Origin of the sequence: Massilia agrisoli (genome assembly GCF_020831365.1) — a bacterium.
Lineage (GTDB): Bacteria > Pseudomonadota > Gammaproteobacteria > Burkholderiales > Burkholderiaceae_D > Telluria_A > Telluria_A agrisoli.
Window position 1 is genome coordinate 477,667 of sequence record NZ_JAJHPV010000013.1, and the last position, 16,596, is coordinate 494,262.

13 protein-coding genes are annotated in these 16,596 nt (G+C 64.8%); 12 read left to right on the forward strand and 1 reads right to left on the reverse strand.

The window, feature by feature from the left end; translation table 11 throughout:
• Positions 1–112 precede the first annotated feature (112 nt).
• From LMJ30_RS11130 to trpA, 12 genes are all read left to right on the forward strand, one after another.
• The gene (locus LMJ30_RS11130; RefSeq protein ID WP_229432417.1) at positions 113–955 is read left to right on the forward strand and encodes a protein phosphatase CheZ; all 843 of its coding nucleotides are present in this window, start codon (positions 113–115) and stop codon (positions 953–955) included.
• On the forward strand, positions 955–2,784 hold the full coding sequence (locus tag LMJ30_RS11135) for a chemotaxis protein CheA (protein WP_229432418.1): 1,830 nt from the start codon (positions 955–957) through the stop codon (positions 2,782–2,784). The genes LMJ30_RS11130 and LMJ30_RS11135 overlap by 1 nt, the downstream gene beginning before the upstream one ends.
• 216 nt (positions 2,785–3,000) lie before the next feature.
• Complete coding sequence (gene leuC / locus LMJ30_RS11140) at positions 3,001–4,404, forward strand: 3-isopropylmalate dehydratase large subunit (RefSeq protein WP_229432419.1); 1,404 nt, start codon at positions 3,001–3,003, stop codon at positions 4,402–4,404.
• Positions 4,405–4,433: 29 nt separating this feature from the next.
• Positions 4,434–4,556, forward strand: a complete 123-nt coding sequence (locus tag LMJ30_RS11145; protein WP_169467272.1) for an entericidin A/B family lipoprotein — start codon at positions 4,434–4,436, stop codon at positions 4,554–4,556.
• Between the two features lie 117 nt (positions 4,557–4,673).
• Positions 4,674–5,321 (forward strand): 3-isopropylmalate dehydratase small subunit, encoded by a 648-nt coding sequence (gene leuD / locus LMJ30_RS11150; protein WP_229432420.1) that lies wholly within the window; start codon positions 4,674–4,676, stop codon positions 5,319–5,321.
• A 14-nt stretch (positions 5,322–5,335) separates the two neighbouring features.
• A complete protein-coding gene (gene leuB, locus LMJ30_RS11155; protein WP_229432421.1) occupies positions 5,336–6,406 on the forward strand; it encodes a 3-isopropylmalate dehydrogenase in 1,071 nt (356 codons plus the stop codon).
• A gap of 24 nt (positions 6,407–6,430) precedes the next feature.
• Positions 6,431–7,558 (forward strand): aspartate-semialdehyde dehydrogenase, encoded by a 1,128-nt coding sequence (asd, locus tag LMJ30_RS11160; protein ID WP_229432422.1) that lies wholly within the window; start codon positions 6,431–6,433, stop codon positions 7,556–7,558.
• A 203-nt stretch (positions 7,559–7,761) separates the two neighbouring features.
• Entirely contained in the window at positions 7,762–10,674 is a 2,913-nt protein-coding gene (locus LMJ30_RS11165; protein ID WP_229432423.1) for a FimV/HubP family polar landmark protein, read from the forward strand.
• Entirely contained in the window at positions 10,674–11,498 is an 825-nt protein-coding gene (gene truA, locus LMJ30_RS11170; protein ID WP_229432424.1) for a tRNA pseudouridine(38-40) synthase TruA, read from the forward strand. Before LMJ30_RS11165 ends, truA begins: the two co-directional genes overlap by 1 nt.
• Complete coding sequence (locus LMJ30_RS11175) at positions 11,446–12,207, forward strand: phosphoribosylanthranilate isomerase (RefSeq protein ID WP_371873011.1); 762 nt, start codon at positions 11,446–11,448, stop codon at positions 12,205–12,207. Before truA ends, LMJ30_RS11175 begins: the two co-directional genes overlap by 53 nt.
• Positions 12,191–13,438: a tryptophan synthase subunit beta gene (trpB, locus tag LMJ30_RS11180; protein WP_229432426.1), complete on the forward strand. Its 1,248-nt coding sequence runs from the start codon at positions 12,191–12,193 to the stop codon at positions 13,436–13,438. The genes LMJ30_RS11175 and trpB overlap by 17 nt, the downstream gene beginning before the upstream one ends.
• A gap of 37 nt (positions 13,439–13,475) precedes the next feature.
• Positions 13,476–14,273 (forward strand): tryptophan synthase subunit alpha, encoded by a 798-nt coding sequence (gene trpA / locus LMJ30_RS11185; RefSeq protein ID WP_229432427.1) that lies wholly within the window; start codon positions 13,476–13,478, stop codon positions 14,271–14,273.
• Positions 14,274–14,324: 51 nt separating this feature from the next.
• Here trpA and LMJ30_RS11190 read toward each other — a convergent pair whose 3' ends face one another.
• Positions 14,325–16,577 (reverse strand): Ig-like domain-containing protein, encoded by a 2,253-nt coding sequence (locus LMJ30_RS11190; RefSeq protein ID WP_229432428.1) that lies wholly within the window; start codon positions 16,575–16,577, stop codon positions 14,325–14,327.
• Positions 16,578–16,596: the final 19 nt, after the last annotated feature.

A 16,596-nucleotide genomic window follows, 5' to 3' on the forward strand; every position in this document is an offset into this window, starting at 1 on the left:
CGTAAACCCGCGATGTTGCCGCGCATCATTAATTCTGCCGACTCAATCGCACCGCACCGACACGCACCACGCAACTGACGTTGCGCATCTACCAAATGGAGAAGCAGGGATTATGACCGACGCCGCTGACGATTTCGACGCACTATTCGAGGAGGTTTCCTCGCAGCGCAGTAGCGCACCGGTGGCCGCGCCTGCCGCCGCCGCCCCGGCCGCTGCCGACGAAGATGACATGGAGGCGCTGTTCGACCAGGTCGCCTCGACCCGTCCGGTGCTGGCCGCCGTGCCCGCCGCCGCGGTTGCCGAACCTGCCGCCGCACCGGTTGCGGCCGGCGCCGCCAACGAGGAAGTCGACCATGGCGACAACCCGATGTACGAACGCCTCGGCGGCATCGTCCGCCTGCTGCACGATTCCCTGCGTGAACTTGGCTACGACAAAGCCCTGACCGAGGCATCGAGCCAGATCAACGACGCCCAGGACCGCCTCGAGTACGTCGCTTCGCTGACCGAACAGGCCGCCAACAAGGTGCTCAACACCCTCGACGAAGGCATGCCCGCCCAGGACGTGCTGTCGAAGCAGGCCAAGGAAATGGACAACCGCTGGAACGACCTGTTCGCGGGCAAGCTGTCGATCGAGCAGTTCAAGGCGCTGGCCGGCGATTCGCGCCAGTTTGCCCAGCAAGTGGCCGAAGCGACCGAGGCGGAAAAAGCCCGCCTGCTCGACATCATGATGGCCCAGGACTTCCAGGACATCACCGGCCAGCTGATCAAGAAAGTCGTGACGATCACCAAGTCGGTCGAGCAGGAACTGGCCGAGCTGCTGCGCGACAACGCGCCGCCGGCGGTACGCGAAAAGCTGGCCGCCAAGCCGGCTCCGCTGATGTCTGGCCCGTCGGCGCCGTCCGTCGCGCTTGACCAGGACAACGTAGACGACCTTCTTGCCGATCTGGGATTCTAATGGACGATATGCTCAAGGATTTCGTCGTCGAGGCGATGGATCTTGCAGTCAATGTAGAAGAACACCTGCTCCGCCTCGAACGCGATCCGAACAACAAGGAAACGCTGAATGCGGTGTTCCGCTCGTTCCACACGATTAAGGGTGGCGCGGGCTTCATGAACCTGCCTGCGCTGGTCGCGGCGTGCCACCTGACCGAAAACCTGTTCGACGCGCTGCGTACCGGCGCGGCGCCGGTGACGCCGATCGCGATCGAAGCGGCGCTGCAGGCATCGGGCTTCGTGGCCGACCAGCTGACGGACCTGAACAACGGCACCCCGGCCGAACAGCTGGCGTCGATGCCGGACGCGCTGGAGCGCATCCTGGTGGACGCCATCGAAGGCAAGACGCAGTCCGCGCCCGCCGCGCCGAAAGCCGCTGCCGCGCCAGCGCCAGTGGCCGCCGCTGCGCCTGCCGCCGCCAGCGCCGATGGCCTCGACTGGGAAGCGATGTACGTCGCCGTGACCCCGGCCGGCACCCACACCCCGGCCGCCGCGCCGGCAGCGACTGAGGCCGCAGCGGCGCCGGCAGTCGCCGCCAAGCCGGCCTGGGACGGTGTCGACCGCCGTGAAGAAAAGGTGCAGGAATTCCGCGCCGCCTCCGCGCCGGCCAAGGAAGACAGCATCCGCGTCGACGCGGTAAAGCTCGACGCGCTGCTGGAAGTGGCGGGCGAATCGGTGCAGGCCGCCAACCAGGCCGCCGTACTGCTCGAGCGCCTGTCGCAGTTCAAGTTCGAAGGCGCGGCCGCCACCTTGATGGCGACCCTGACCGAAACGCTGGAACGCGCATCGCGCTACTCCGCCGAACTGCAGCGCGCCACGCTGGCGACCCGCATGCAGCCGGTCGGCCGCCTGTTCCAGAAATTCCCGCGCCTGGTGCGCGAGCTGGCCAAGGACCTCGGCAAGGACGTCGAGCTGACCATCGAAGGCGCCGAGACGGAAGTCGACCGCGTCGTGGTCGACAGCCTGTACGACCCGCTGGTGCACATGCTGCGCAATGCGCTCGACCACGGCGTCGAGTCGCCGGAAGATCGGCTCAAAGCAGGCAAGCCGGCCAAGGCCTACATCTCGCTCAAGGCATGGCAGGAAGCGAACAGCGTCATGATCGTGCTGCAGGATGACGGCAAGGGCATGGACCCGGCCAGCCTGCGCAAGAAGGCGATCCAGAAGGGCCTGATCAACGAGAACGGCGCGCAAAGCGATGAAGAAGCCTACCAGCTGGTATTCCTGCCGGGCTTCTCGACCAAGGAAGTGGCGTCGTCGGTCTCGGGCCGCGGCGTCGGCATGGACGTGGTCAAGACCGCGGTGGAAAAGAACCGCGGCGCGATCCACATCGAGTCCTCGCTCGGCCACGGCACCAAGTTTGCGATCCGCCTGCCGATCGAACTGTCGATCGTCCCGACCATGCTGGTGTCGACCTCGGGCGCGCTGCTGGCGCTGCCGATGGCGGTGGTCCAGCGCGTGGTCGAACTGCCGGACACCTTCGCGCAGGTTGGCGGCGCACCGGTCCTGAAAGACCAGGGACGCCCGCTGCCGGTGCGTTCGCTGGCCGGTTCGCTCGGCTACGAGCTGTGCTCGGAAAAGGTCGGCATCGTGGTCGCCGCGCCGCAGCCTTACATCCTCGCGGTGGAAGCAGTCGACGGCACCGCCGACCTGGTGATCAAGCCGATGACCGCGCTGTCGGTCGACGGCATCACTGGTACCGCGCGTTCGGCCGAGGGCGACCTGGTGCTGGTGATCGGCCTGTCGTTCCTGATGGATGGCTGCCGCGGCAGCGTAAAAATGGCTGCATAACGAAAAAAGTTATTGCCGTACGGATGTCGAAATGCCTGCTGAAATTCAGCAGGCATTTTTTTTATTTGCAAAAAGAGGTGGTTTTGCAAATTTCATCTGCATAAGCGGTGAGATTGGCAAATAATATTCAAAAAAGGCATTCTTGCTGCCGCAGTGCACAAATATGGCATAATCATTTTCGGTCTTTGATTCATGCGTCGCCCCACACCACACATCATGATAAAAACGCTCTACGACAAACTCTGGGATTCCCACGTCGTGCGTGCCGATGAAGACGGCACGACGGTCCTGTACATCGACCGCCACCTGGTGCATGAAGTGACCAGCCCGCAGGCCTTCGACGGCCTGCGCGCCGCCAACCGCAAGCTGTGGCGCACTTCCGCCAACCTGGCCGTGGCCGACCACAACGTGCCGACCACCGACCGCAAGGGCGGCATCGCCGACCCGACCTCGCGCCTGCAGGTCGAAACGCTGGACGCCAACGCCAAAAGCTACGGGCTTACCTACTTCAACATGAACGACCGCCGCCAGGGCATCGTGCACGTGATCGGCCCGGAGCAGGGCGCGACGCTGCCGGGCATGACGGTGGTTTGCGGCGACTCGCATACTTCCACCCACGGCGCCTTTGGCTGCCTGGCCCACGGTATCGGCACCTCGGAAGTCGAGCACGTGCTGGCCACCCAGACGCTGCTGGCGCGGAAATCCAAATCGATGCTGGTGCAGGTCGACGGCGCACTGCCTGCCGGCGTGACCGCCAAGGACATCGTGCTGGCCGTAATCGGCAAGATCGGCACCGCGGGCGGCACCGGCTACGCCATCGAATTCGGCGGCTCGACGATCCGTGCGCTGTCGATGGAAGGCCGCATGACCATCTGTAACATGGCGATCGAAGCGGGCGCGCGCGCCGGCATGGTCGCCGTGGACGACACCACCATCGATTACGTCAAAGGCCGTCCGTATTCGCCGGCCGGCCCGCACTGGGACCAGGCGGTCGCCTACTGGCGCACCCTGCACTCGGACCCGGGCGCGCAGTTCGACATGGTCGTGACGCTCAACGCCGCCGAAGTCAGGCCGCAGGTCACCTGGGGCACTTCGCCCGAGATGGTCACCTCGGTCGATGGCCGCGTGCCGGACCCGGACCAGGAAAAGGACGCCGTGCGCCGCGACGCCATGGAAAAGGCGCTGACCTACATGAACCTCAAGCCCAACACCCCGATCGAAGACATCCGCATCGACAAGGTGTTCATCGGCTCGTGCACCAACTCGCGCATCGAAGACCTGCGCGCCGCCGCTGCCGTTGTGCGCGGCAAGCAGCGCGCATCGAACGTGCGCCTCGCGCTGGTGGTGCCGGGTTCGGGGCTGGTGAAAGAACAGGCCGAGCGCGAAGGCCTGGACAAGATTTTCAAGGACGCGGGCTTCGAATGGCGCGAGCCAGGCTGCTCGATGTGCCTTGCAATGAACGCCGACCGGTTAGAACCGGGCGAGCGCTGCGCCTCCACCTCGAACCGCAATTTCGAGGGCCGGCAGGGGCAGGGCGGACGCACCCACCTGGTGTCTCCCGCCATGGCGGCGGCGGCCGGTATCGCCGGCCATTTCGTCGATGTACGCGCACTGCGCTAAACACCCATTTAATTTTTGAGAGCCACACCATGAAAAAAGTATTCGCCCTGTCCCTGATCGCCATCGTCCTGACCGGCTGCAACACCATTTCCGGCGTAGGCCGCGACGTGCAGCGGGCCGGCCAGATCGTCACCGGCGCGGGCGGAAAATAAAACACCACCGTCGTTCCCGCGCAGGCGGGAACCCATACGCCGCGTGACCAGTGGCCCAGTATGGGTTCCCGCGGGGCCGCCGAGGCTTTCGCGGGAACGACGGGTTTAGCGAGATATATGGACAAATTTACCTTACACGAAGGACTGGTAGTCCCTCTCGACCGTGCCAATGTCGACACGGACGCCATCATCCCGAAGCAGTTCCTGAAGTCGATCCACCGCACCGGCTTTGGCCCTAACCTGTTTGACGAATGGCGCTACCTTGACCACGGCGAGCCGGGCAAGGACAACAGTGCGCGTCCGCTGAACCCGGACTTCGTGCTGAACCAGCCGCGCTACCAGGGAGCGTCCATCCTCCTGGCGCGCAAGAACTTCGGCTGCGGCTCCTCGCGCGAACACGCGCCGTGGGCGCTCGACCAATATGGCTTCCGCGCCATCGTCGCGCCCAGCTTCGCCGACATCTTCTTCAACAACTGCTACAAGTCCGGCCTGCTGCCGATCGTGCTGACCGAGGGCCAGGTCGACCACCTGTTCAACGAGGTCAAGGCCTTCCCGGGCTTCCGCCTGGCGATCGACCTTGAGAAGCAGACCATCGGCACCCTTGACGGCAGCCTGTCGTACAAGTTCGAGATCGACGCCTTCCGCAAATACTGCCTGATGAACGGCCTTGACGACATCGGCCTGACCCTGCGCCACGCCGACGAGATCCGCGCCTTCGAGGAACGCCACCTGGCTGCCCAGCCATGGCTGGCCAACGCCATCTGAACAGGAACAGCACAATGAAAATAGCAATCCTGCCGGGTGACGGCATCGGCCCTGAGATCACCGCGCAAGCAGTGCGCGTGCTGAACGCGCTTGGCGAGAGCTTCGAGATGGAGCAGGCCGAAGTCGGCGGCGCCGGCTACGCGGCCCACGGTCATCCGCTGCCGCCCGCCACGCTGGCGCTGGCCAAGAGCGCCGACGCGGTGCTGTTCGGCGCCGTCGGCGACTACAAGTACGACACGCTGGAGCGCGCGCTGCGCCCGGAGCAGGCCATCCTCGGCCTGCGCAAGGAACTCGGCCTGTTCGCCAACCTGCGCCCGGCCATCCTGTATCCGGAACTTGCCGGCGCATCGACACTCAAACCCGAAGTGGTGTCCGGCCTCGACATCCTGATCATCCGCGAGCTGACCGGCGATATCTACTTTGGCAAGCCGCGCGGTGTTCGCGAATGCCCTGACGGCCCGTTCAAGGGCGAGCGCGAAGGCTTCGACACCATGCGCTACGCCGAGTCGGAAATCCGCCGCATCGCCCACGTGGCTTTCCAGGCTGCGCAAAAGCGCGGCAAGCGCGTGACCAGCGTCGACAAAGCCAATGTGCTCGAGACCTTCCAGTTCTGGCGCGACATCGTCACCGACGTGCACAAGGAATACGGCGACGTCGAACTGGAGCACATGTATGTCGATAACGCCGCGATGCAGCTGGTGCGCGCGCCGAAAAAATTCGACGTCATCGTGACCGGTAATATGTTCGGCGACATCTTGTCCGACTGCGCCGCGATGCTGACCGGTTCGATCGGCATGCTGCCATCGGCTTCGCTTGATGCGAACAACAAGGGCCTGTACGAGCCGTCGCACGGTTCCGCGCCCGATATCGCGGGCAAGGGCATCGCCAATCCGCTGGCGACCATCCTGTCGGCCGCGATGATGCTGCGCTACTCGCTGGACAAGGCCGGGCAGGCCGACCGCATCGAAGCCGCGGTCAAGCAAGTACTGGCGCAGGGCCTGCGCACGCCGGATATCTACGAGGCGGGCACCACCAAGGTCGGCACCGAAGAGATGGGCAATGCAGTGGTCAACGCGTTGCGATAGTTTTCAAATAAACGAGGAAAGATAATGAAATTAGTAGGCTTGGTAGGCTGGCGCGGCATGGTGGGTTCGGTCCTGATGCAGCGCATGCAGGACGAGGGCGATTTCGCTCACATCGAACCGGTATTCTTCACGACCTCGAACGCGGGCGGCAAAGCCCCGGCGATGGCGAAGAACGAAACTACCCTGAAGGACGCAAGCGACATTACCGAGCTGTCGAAGTGCGAGATCATCATCTCGTGCCAGGGTGGCGACTACACCAGCGAAGTCTTCCCGAAGCTGCGCGCATCGGGCTGGAACGGCTACTGGATCGACGCCGCATCGACCCTGCGCATGAACGATGACGCGGTCATCGTGCTCGACCCGGTCAACCTGGACGTCATCAAGAACGCGATGACCAAGGGCGTGAAGAACTACGTCGGCGGCAACTGCACCGTGTCGTGCATGCTGATGGGCCTGGGCGGCCTGTTCCAGCACGGCCTGGTCGAGTGGATGACGTCGATGACCTACCAGGCGGCGTCCGGCGGCGGCGCGCAGCACATGCGCGAGCTGCTGACCCAGTTCGGCACCATCAACGGCGCCGTCAAGCCGCTGCTGGACAACCCTGCCGCGGCCATCCTCGAGATCGATCGCGCCGTGCTGGCCACCCAGCATGGCATGTCGGCCGACGAAACCAAACAGTTCGGCGTGCCGCTGGCCGGCAACCTGATCCCATGGATCGACAAGGACCTGGGCAATGGCCAGTCGAAAGAAGAGTGGAAGGCTGGCGCCGAGACCAACAAGATCCTCGGCCGCGGCGCTTCGTTCGGCAGCAAGGAGATTCCAGTCGATGGCCTGTGCGTGCGTATCGGCGCGATGCGCTGCCACTCGCAGGCGCTGACCATCAAGCTGACCAAGGATGTCCCGCTCGACGAGATCAACGACATCATCGCCGCCAACAACCAGTGGGTGAAGGTGGTGCCGAACACCCGCGAAGCATCGATGCGCGACCTGTCGCCGGCAGCGGTGACCGGCAGCCTGACCATCCCGGTCGGCCGCCTGCGCAAGATGTCGATGGGCGGCGACTACCTGTCGGCCTTCACGGTCGGCGACCAGCTGCTGTGGGGCGCGGCCGAACCGCTGCGCCGCATGCTTCGTATTATCCTTGACAAGTAAGTTGTCAATTAGTGCAGTGCCGGCCCCGGCACTGCATTTGTCGCATTGCTAACGGCAGCCTAAAGAATGCATCAAAACGCCCGTTATACGGGCGTAGCGCCTCACATTACAGGCCAAAAGCTTGCATGCTCCAAGGCATGATGATATGTTGAGACTCCCGGGAAAACCGCTTTTTCCCCTAGCTAACCTTGATGCTGCCAACTATGCACGTAAACAATCGCCCAAAGATCGTCTCATTCGCGATGAAGGCACTGGCCGGCGCGGTCGCCAGCGCCGTGTTGCTGTCCTCTTCGGCTTACGCCGCCGGTCTTGGCAAGCTGACCGTCATGTCCTCCCTCGGCCAGCCGCTGCGCGCCGAAATCGAACTGACGTCCGTATCAAGTGACGAAGCAAGCGGCCTTGTCGCCAAGCTGGCCTCGCCCGATGCGTTCCGCCTGGCGAACATCGACTTCAATCCGGCCCTGCTGTCGCTTCGCTTCGCGATCGAACAGCGCGGCGGCCGGCAGATCATCAAGATCACCTCGTCGCAGCCGCTGAACGAACCGTTCGTCGACATGCTGCTCGAACTGAGCTGGGAAAGCGGGCGCCTGGTGCGCGAGTACACCTTCCTGCTCGATCCTGCCGAATTGCGCACGACCCAGCCGGCACAGGTGGCGGCGCCGTCGAACGCCGCGCAGCCGGCCACGCGCACAACGCCAGCGCCGTCGGCTACCGCCGCCGCACCCGCCGCCGCACCCGCCGCCGACTACCGTCCTGCGCCGCGCCCTGTGGCGCCGGTTCCGCAGCAGCCGGCCCCGCGCGCCGAGCGCGCAGCGTCGGCGGTCAGTGAATACCGCGTCAAGCCGGGCGACACGCTGGGTGAAATCGCCAGCCAGGTAAAGCCGGTCGACATCTCGCTCGACATGATGCTGGTCGCGCTGTACCGCGCCAATCCGGACGCCTTCATCGGCAATAACATGAACCGCCTCAAGTCGGGCCGCATCTTGTCGGTGCCTGATTCGAGCGCCATCCGCGGCACCGGCGAAGGCGAAGCACGCGGCGTCGTCGTGGCGCACGCTGCCGACTTCAACGCCTACCGCAACAAGCTCGCGGGCCAGGTGGCCACCAGCGCGCCGGCCAAGACGCCGGATGCGGGGCAGAGCGCCGCTGGCAAGATCACCGCGCGCGTCGAGGAACGCCCGACCGCCGTCAACGAATCGAAGGACAAGCTGCAGCTGTCGCGCGCGGCCCAGGCCAATGCAGCCGAAGGCAAGACCTCGGCGGCAAGCGAGGAAGACCGCATCGCCAAGGACAAGGCGCTGGCCGAAGCCACTGCCCGCGTCAAGGAACTCGAACGTAACGTCAACGAGCTTGAACAGCTGATGACGGTCAAGAGCAAGGCTGGCGTTGAGGCCACTGCGGCAGCCGTACCGCCAGTTGCGGCCGCAGCTGCCCCGGTTGCTGCCGCCGACGCTGCGCCGGCCGCGGCGCCTGCGCCGAAGCCGGCCAAGCCAGTCGTCAAGAAAGCCACCCCGGCGGCGGAACCGTCGTTCGCCGACATGATCATGGATAACATCAGCTACGTGCTGGCAGCCCTTGGCGTGCTGCTGCTGGCGCTGGTGGGCATCGCGTCCTCGCGCCGCCGCAAGCAGGTGGCCGAGCAGGGTCCGACCGAGCCGTCGATCCTGGGCGCGCCGACCGACCAGGCCCATTCGATGTTTGCCGAAGCCGGCGGCCAGAGCGTGGACACCAACAACAGCGTGTTCAACTCCAGCTTCGCGCCTTCCGCCAGCCAGCTCGATACCAATGAAGTCGACCCGGTCGCCGAAGCCGATGTGTACATCGCCTACGGCCGCGACGCGCAAGCCGAGGAGATCCTCAAGGAAGCGCTGCGCAGCCACCCGGAACGCAATCCGGTCCGCCTCAAGCTGCTCGAGATCTACGCCGCCCGCAAGGACCAGCGTGCATTCGAAGCACAGGCCAGCGAGATGTATGGCATGACCAAAGGGCAGGGCGATGACTGGGCGCAGGCCGCGGCGCTTGGCCTGGCGCTTGATCCACTGAACCCGCTGTACGCCAGCGCCGCCAGCGGCGAGGTAGTGGCCCCTGCGCCAAGCGCGGAAGAGCGCGGCCAGCAGGCCATCCTGTCGCAGGAACTGGACCAGGCATTGAACGCCGAGGCAAGCAGCAGCCCGACGATGGACTTCGACCTGGGCCTGGCCGATGCGCAGGACGAGCAGAAACCTGCCGACGTGCCGGCGCCGGTGACGGCGCACGCAGCGGCAGCGCCGGCGGAAGACCACTCGCTTGACTTCGACCTCGGCGGCCTGTCCTTCGAGCCTGTCTCGCAAACCGAACCGATCGCCATGTCCGGTCCGGCCGACGACCAGCTGGCGGAAGACAAGCTGGCCGACGAAGCGCCGGCCCCGGTGCCGGCGGCGCAGGAGTTCGACATGGACTTCGACATGTCGTTCGACTCGCCGGCCAGGGAAGAACCAACCGCGGTACCGGCGCCGACGACGGCATTTAGCGACATCAGCCTCGACCTCGGCCAGGACACCCCGGCCGCCGAAGCGGCGCCGAACTACGGCACGGTCGACCTTACCGATTTCGACGTTCCGCCCGTCCCTGCAAGCGTGGCTCCTGCCGCCGACAACCGTCCGGACTCGCTGCTCGACCTCGACATGATGGACTTCGACCTGCCTACGCCGCCGCCCGTACCGGCCTCGGAAACCGGCTCGCGCGACGACAGCCTGCAGCTGAAGGACGAATTCGCGCTGCCGGACATGCCGTTCGATCCGCTCGATGAAACCCCGCAGGCGCCGGTGGCCGCACCGGCCGCGCCGCAGTTCGACATGTCCGGCATCGACCTCGACCTGCCGCCGGTCGAATCGCACGACAACAACGACACCGCGCTGCCGGACCTGGGTGAACTCGACCGCCTCGACGATTCCGGCGACGGCATCGACGACATGTCCACCGCCGACATGGAAATGGAAACCAAGCTCGACCTGGCCATCGCGTACCAGGAAATCGGCGACAAGGAAGGCGCGCGCGAACTGCTCGACGAAGTCATCAAGGGCGGCAACGCCACGCAGGTCGGCAAGGCTAACGAGATGCGGACGAAACTGGGTTAATGAATGCTTTGCCAGAAGGACCCGAACTGAAACGGATAGCACTCGGCGTCCAGTATGACGGTAGCAGCTGGAGCGGCTACCAGAAGCAGCCCGACAGGAATACGGTACAGGACCGGCTTGAGATGGCGCTCGCGGAATTTGCGCGCGCCCTGCTGCCGACCACCTGTGCCGGCCGCACCGACGCCGGCGTGCACGCGCTCGAGCAGGTGATCCACTTCGACACCAGCCTGTCGCGCCCCATCAATGCCTGGGTGCGCGGCGTGAACGCCTTCCTGCCCGATTCGATCGTGGTCCGCTGGGCCAAGGAGCTCGCGCACGACCCGGAGCACGAGTTCCACGCGCGCTTCTCGGCCCATTCGCGCACCTACTACTACGTCTTGTACAACAACCCGAACCGCTCGGCGCTGCTGGCGGGGCGCGCGGGCTGGGTGTTCCGGCCGATCGACGTCGAGCTGATGCGCGAAGCGGCGCAGTGCCTGGTCGGCACCCACGATTTCTCCGCATTCCGCTCGTCGCAGTGCCAGGCCAAGACGCCGGTCAAGAAGCTCAACGAGCTGCGCATCGAACGCCGCGGCGACGTCATTATCTTTACCGTGTGCGCCGCCGCCTTCCTGCACCATATGGTACGCAACCTGGTCGGCTCGCTGGTGTATGTCGGTATTGGCCGCCAGCCCGTGTCGTGGATGCGCGAGGTGTTGGAGAGCGGCGACCGCGACATGGCCGCGCCGACCTTCATGCCGGACGGGCTGTACCTGGCCAAAGTAGGGTACGATCCCAAGTGGGGCCTGCCGCAGGAAGACAGCTCGCCCCTCGGCTGGTTCTGACCTGAAGGAGGCTGCCTTGCAGCGCACACGCATCAAGATTTGCGGGCTTACCCGCCCTGAAGACGTAGCGGCCGCGGTCAGCGCTGGCGCCGACGCCCTTGGCTTTGTGTTTTACCCAAAAAGCCCGCGCTTCGTCACGGCGGCGCAGGCGGCCGCCATGATGTCGGCGGTGCCTCCTTTCGTCAGCACGGTCGGCCTGTTCGTCAACGCCAGCCCGGCGGAAGTGGCGGCAGTCACGCATATTGCCCCGGTTTCGCAACTGCAGTTCCATGGCGACGAGACAGCGCAGCAGTGCGCGGCGCTGGCGGCCAGCGCCAACCGGCCCTTCCTGCGGGTGTTCCGGGTACGGCCCGACACGCGCGGCGCCGATTTGTTAGAATACGAAAATGAATACCGCGCCGCCAGTCCGCTGTTTTCGGGCCTTTTGCTCGATACCTTCGTGGACGCCTACGGTGGCGCAGGAAAGGTCTTCGATTGGTCCATAGTCCCAAAAGACATCGCGCCTCGGGTCGTTTTGAGTGGTGGCTTGAGCGTACAAAACGCGACTGACGCGGTGGTACGTGTACGCCCCTATGCGGTCGACATCAGCAGTGGTGTCGAACAGCAGAAGGGCATCAAGGACGCCCACAAGATCGCTGCCTTCGTGCAGGCGGTCCGGGTAGCCGACGCCACCTCTGAAAGCGAAAACCATCATGAAAGAAGCACCTGACCGCGGCCCCGCCGCGAACCTGTTCAAGACTACCGACTACCAGCTGCCTGACGCCAAGGGCCACTTTGGGCCGTACGGCGGCTCGTTTGTCGCCGAAACGCTGAGCCACGCGCTGGCCGAACTGAGCGAAGCGTACGCGCGCTACAGCGCCGACCCCGAGTTCCTTGACGAATTCCGCTATGAGCTGAAGCACTTCGTCGGCCGTCCGTCGCCGATCTACCACGCCAAGCGCTGGTCCGAAATGATGGGCGGCGCGCAGATTTTCTTCAAGCGCGAAGACCTCAACCACACCGGCGCGCACAAGATCAACAACGTGATCGGCCAGGCGCTGCTGGCGCGCCGCATGGGCAAAAAGCGCATCATCGCCGAAACCGGCGCCGGCCAGCATGGCGTGGCCACCGCCACCATCTGCGCGCGCTTCGGCCTCGAATGCGTGGTGTACATGGGCAGCGAGGACGTGCGCCGCCAGGCCCAGAACGTGTACCGCATGAAGCTCCTGGGCGCCACCGTGGTGCCGGTCGAATCGGGCTCCAAGACCCTCAAGGACGCGCTCAACGAAGCGATGCGCGACTGGGTCACCAACATTGAAAACACCTTCTACATCATCGGCACGGTCGCCGGCCCGCATCCGTACCCGATGATGGTGCGCGACTTCCAGTCGGTGATCGGCGAGGAATGCCGCGTGCAGATGCCAGAGATGACGGGGCGCCAGCCCGATTACGTCATCGCCTGCATTGGCGGCGGCTCGAACGCGATGGGTATCTTCTACCCGTACATCGACGAGAAGAACGTGCAGCTTGTCGGCGTGGAAGCGGCCGGCCTCGGGATCGAGTCGGGCATGCACGCCGCTTCGCTGACCGCCGGCATCCCGGGCGTCTTGCACGGCAACCGCACCTACCTGCTGCAGGACACGAATGGCCAGATCATCGAGACCCATTCGATCTCGGCGGGCCTGGATTATCCGGGCGTGGGCCCGGAACACGCGTGGCTGAAGGACTCGGCGCGCGCGCAGTACGTGTCGGTGAGCGACGAGGAGGCGCTGCAGGCCTTCCACGACTGCTGCCGCATCGAAGGCATCATCCCGGCGCTGGAATCGGCGCACGCGCTGGCGTATGCGGCCAAGCTGGCGGCGACGCTGCCGAAGGATAAGCTGGTGCTGGCGAACCTGTCGGGACGGGGCGACAAGGACATGCACACCGTGGCGGAAAAAATGGGGCTGGACTTCAGTTAATCCATCCTCACACCTTCAACCACGAAAGAACAAGTACATGTCCAGAATTGCACCAACCTTTGCCGCGCTTGCGGCGCAAAACAAAACCGGCCTGGTGACCTTCATCACGGCAGGCGATCCGGGTCCTGAAATGACGGTCCCGCTGATGCACGCGCTGGTCGAGGGCGGCGCCGACGTCCTTGAACTGGGCGTCCCGTTCTCCGACCCGATGGCCGAAGGCCCGGTCATCCAGCGCGCCTGCGAGCGCGCGCTCAAGTTCAACATCGGGCTTGGCGACGTCTTTAACTACGTGCGTGAATTCCGCAAGACCAACCAGCATACGCCGGTGGTCCTGATGGGTTACGCCAATCCGATCGAGCGTATCGGGCCGGACGCGTTCATCCGCGCGTCGAAAGAAGCGGGGGCCGACGGCGCCATCGTGGTCGACTACCCGCCGGAAGAATGCGAAGAGTTCGCGGCCGCGATGCGCGCCAACGAGCTTGACCTGATCTTCCTGCTGGCGCCGACCTCGACGCCTGAACGCATCGCGCAGGTGGCGCGGGTGGGCAGTGGCTTCAGCTATTACGTCTCGCTCAAGGGCGTCACCGGCGCCGGCTCCATCGACACCGCCGACGTGGCGCGCCGCGTGGCCGCGATCCGCGAGCACGTCAAGCTGCCGATCGGCGTCGGCTTCGGCATCCGCGACGCCGCGACGGCGAAGGCAGTGGCGGAAGTGGCCGATGCGGTTGTCATTGGCAGCCGCATCATCCAGGAGCTGGAGAACACGCCGAAGGACCAGGCAGTGGCGGCGGTACGGTCCTTCGTTGCGGGCATTCGCAGCGCGCTTGACAGCTGAGCGCAAGGTAAAAACGGCGGGTGCGCGCTGCGCGCTTGCCCGCCCTACCGTTCAATCCGTCACTGGATAAGTGCGGGTGGTCACGACGCCCATCGGCGTCGTCACCTTCACCGTCAGCAGCCCGCTGGTGACGCTGTTGGAGCACCACAGCGGCGGCAAGCTCATCGGCGTGCTCTGGCTCGCATCGCTCTGCATCATCACCGTATAGATCCATTCCTGCTGCGCCGGGTTGTTCGTGTTTGGCACGACGTAAGAGCGCTCGCTCAGGATGGTCCCGTTCGAGCTGGAAAATTCAACCTTGGTGCCTGCAGGCAGGATATTCCCCGACAGGTTATTCAATGCGAAGATCGTCGGGTTAGTGTCGCGGATCGCGATTGTCATGGTCACCGCGTTGTTGACGAACGGGGTGCCGTTCACACAATGGCTAAGGACAATCGCTTGCGGTCCGAGCGACGTGATCGCGGCCGTGCTGGTCGACATCACTTGCACAATCGCGCCGCGCACATGCGTCACTTGTGGCCGCACGTCGGGTACTGGTTTCAGGACGCCGTTGTACACGCCGTCGCCCGTGCTGCTCCAGGCGCGGTCGCTGTTGGAGTCGATGAAGACTTCCCCGGTGATCTTTGCCATGTTCCCCGACGACCAGCGGTCGCCGTCGGGATTGAGCAGGTCCGGCTTGACGGTCCAGTTGGAGTCGACCAGGCCCCAATTGGCGTTAGCGTTACGGTTGGTGATCGCGCGGTCGTTGCGGAACGGTTCGCCCAGGTCCTGGAACGGATCGATTGGCGCGTCGTAGTACAGGTTGGTGCCCTTGGTGTCGACAAAGCTCTCCTCGCCAAGTGCATAGGCCAGGATGGTTACCCGGCCGTCCGCCGGACGCGGGTTGGCCGCGCAGAAGCGCACGGTACACGATCCGGGAACGCCTTTTTGCAGCACCACCGTTCCATCGGTAAGGGTGGTGGACTCCAGTCCGGTCAGGCAGGAACCATCCACTGTTCCGCCTTCGGCCGTGAAACTGACGGCGGTTCCGTCCGGGGCGGGGTTGTTGAAGTGGTCGGCCAGCCTGACCGTCACTTTCGAGCCGACCGGGGACGGGCACCCGCTGTAGTGGGCGCCTTCGACATTGTAGATCTCGGTAGCGATGGTGAAGCTGTTCTGGTCGGGGACGCCGGTGGAAACCACCAGCTGGTCCGACATCGACGTGATGGCGGTGCCTGCGACCGTCGCAATCACGCGAACCGGCGTGTTGACCGTGCCGCCAGCGACGACGGTACTGGCGGTGCCATCGGCGCCCGTCGTCGAAGTCCTTGGGTTGATATCGAGGCCGCCAACGGTGGTGGTCAGCGAAAAATCAATCTGCTTCCCCGACACCGGGTTGCCGTTCTTGTCGCGCAGCTTGAACACTACTACCGACGACTCCTGGCGGCCGGCGCCGCCGGTGCCTTTGAGCGAGATGTTCTGTGGCAGGGCGGACACGAACGCAAGCTGCCCGGCCACCGCGCTTTGTACGTTGACCGTGCCGGTCTGGCTGGTGGTTGCGCCAGCGAGTGTCGTCGATGCGGTAACGATGTCAGGCGCACCGCAGCCTTTGTCGATGTACGAGGTCGACGCGACTCCGCCGACGGTGCTGACCGGCGAGCTGATGGTGGCCTTGCCAGCGGCTGCGCAAGGCGAGGTAAAGCTGACCGTTTGTGCGGGCGCAAAAGGCGATCCGCCGTCCAGCACGGTGACCGACAGGCTGGCAGTCCCGCCGGCGGCCAGCGGCGATGGGCCGATCGTCAATGGGCTCATCGTCAGTACCGGGAATCCTACCGTGTAGCTCACGCTGCCGTTTGCGCTGGCGCCGTCCTTGGTGGCCGTCGCGGTAATCGTAAAGGCCCCGGCTTGCGTTCCTGCCGCAACCCCAACGCTTGCCAGGCCCGATGCGTCGGTCAGCGCAGTGCCCGCCGCAGGCACAAGGGCCGCAGTGGTATCGGTGCTGACAAACCGCACCGCGATTCCTGCAAGCGGATTACCGCTGCCGTCCTTGACCATCGCTTTGGCGACGCCCGGCGACTTGGGGGTGATGGTGGTCGTTGCGGCTCCTGACGCATCGGTGAGCACCAGCGCGACGGGCGCGATGGCTGCCGCCGATCCGCCGGTCGACGGCGAAGTGAAGGTGCACGACGGCAGGCTGGGGTCGCGGCTCGGGTCAAGGGATTTGCATGGGCCGCTGCTATCGCCGCCGCCACCGCACGCGCTCAGCAAACCAACGATCACGCAGATGCCCGACCAGACGCTCGCGCGGTTAATTATTTTTTTCATGTGCGCTCCTGATAATGCG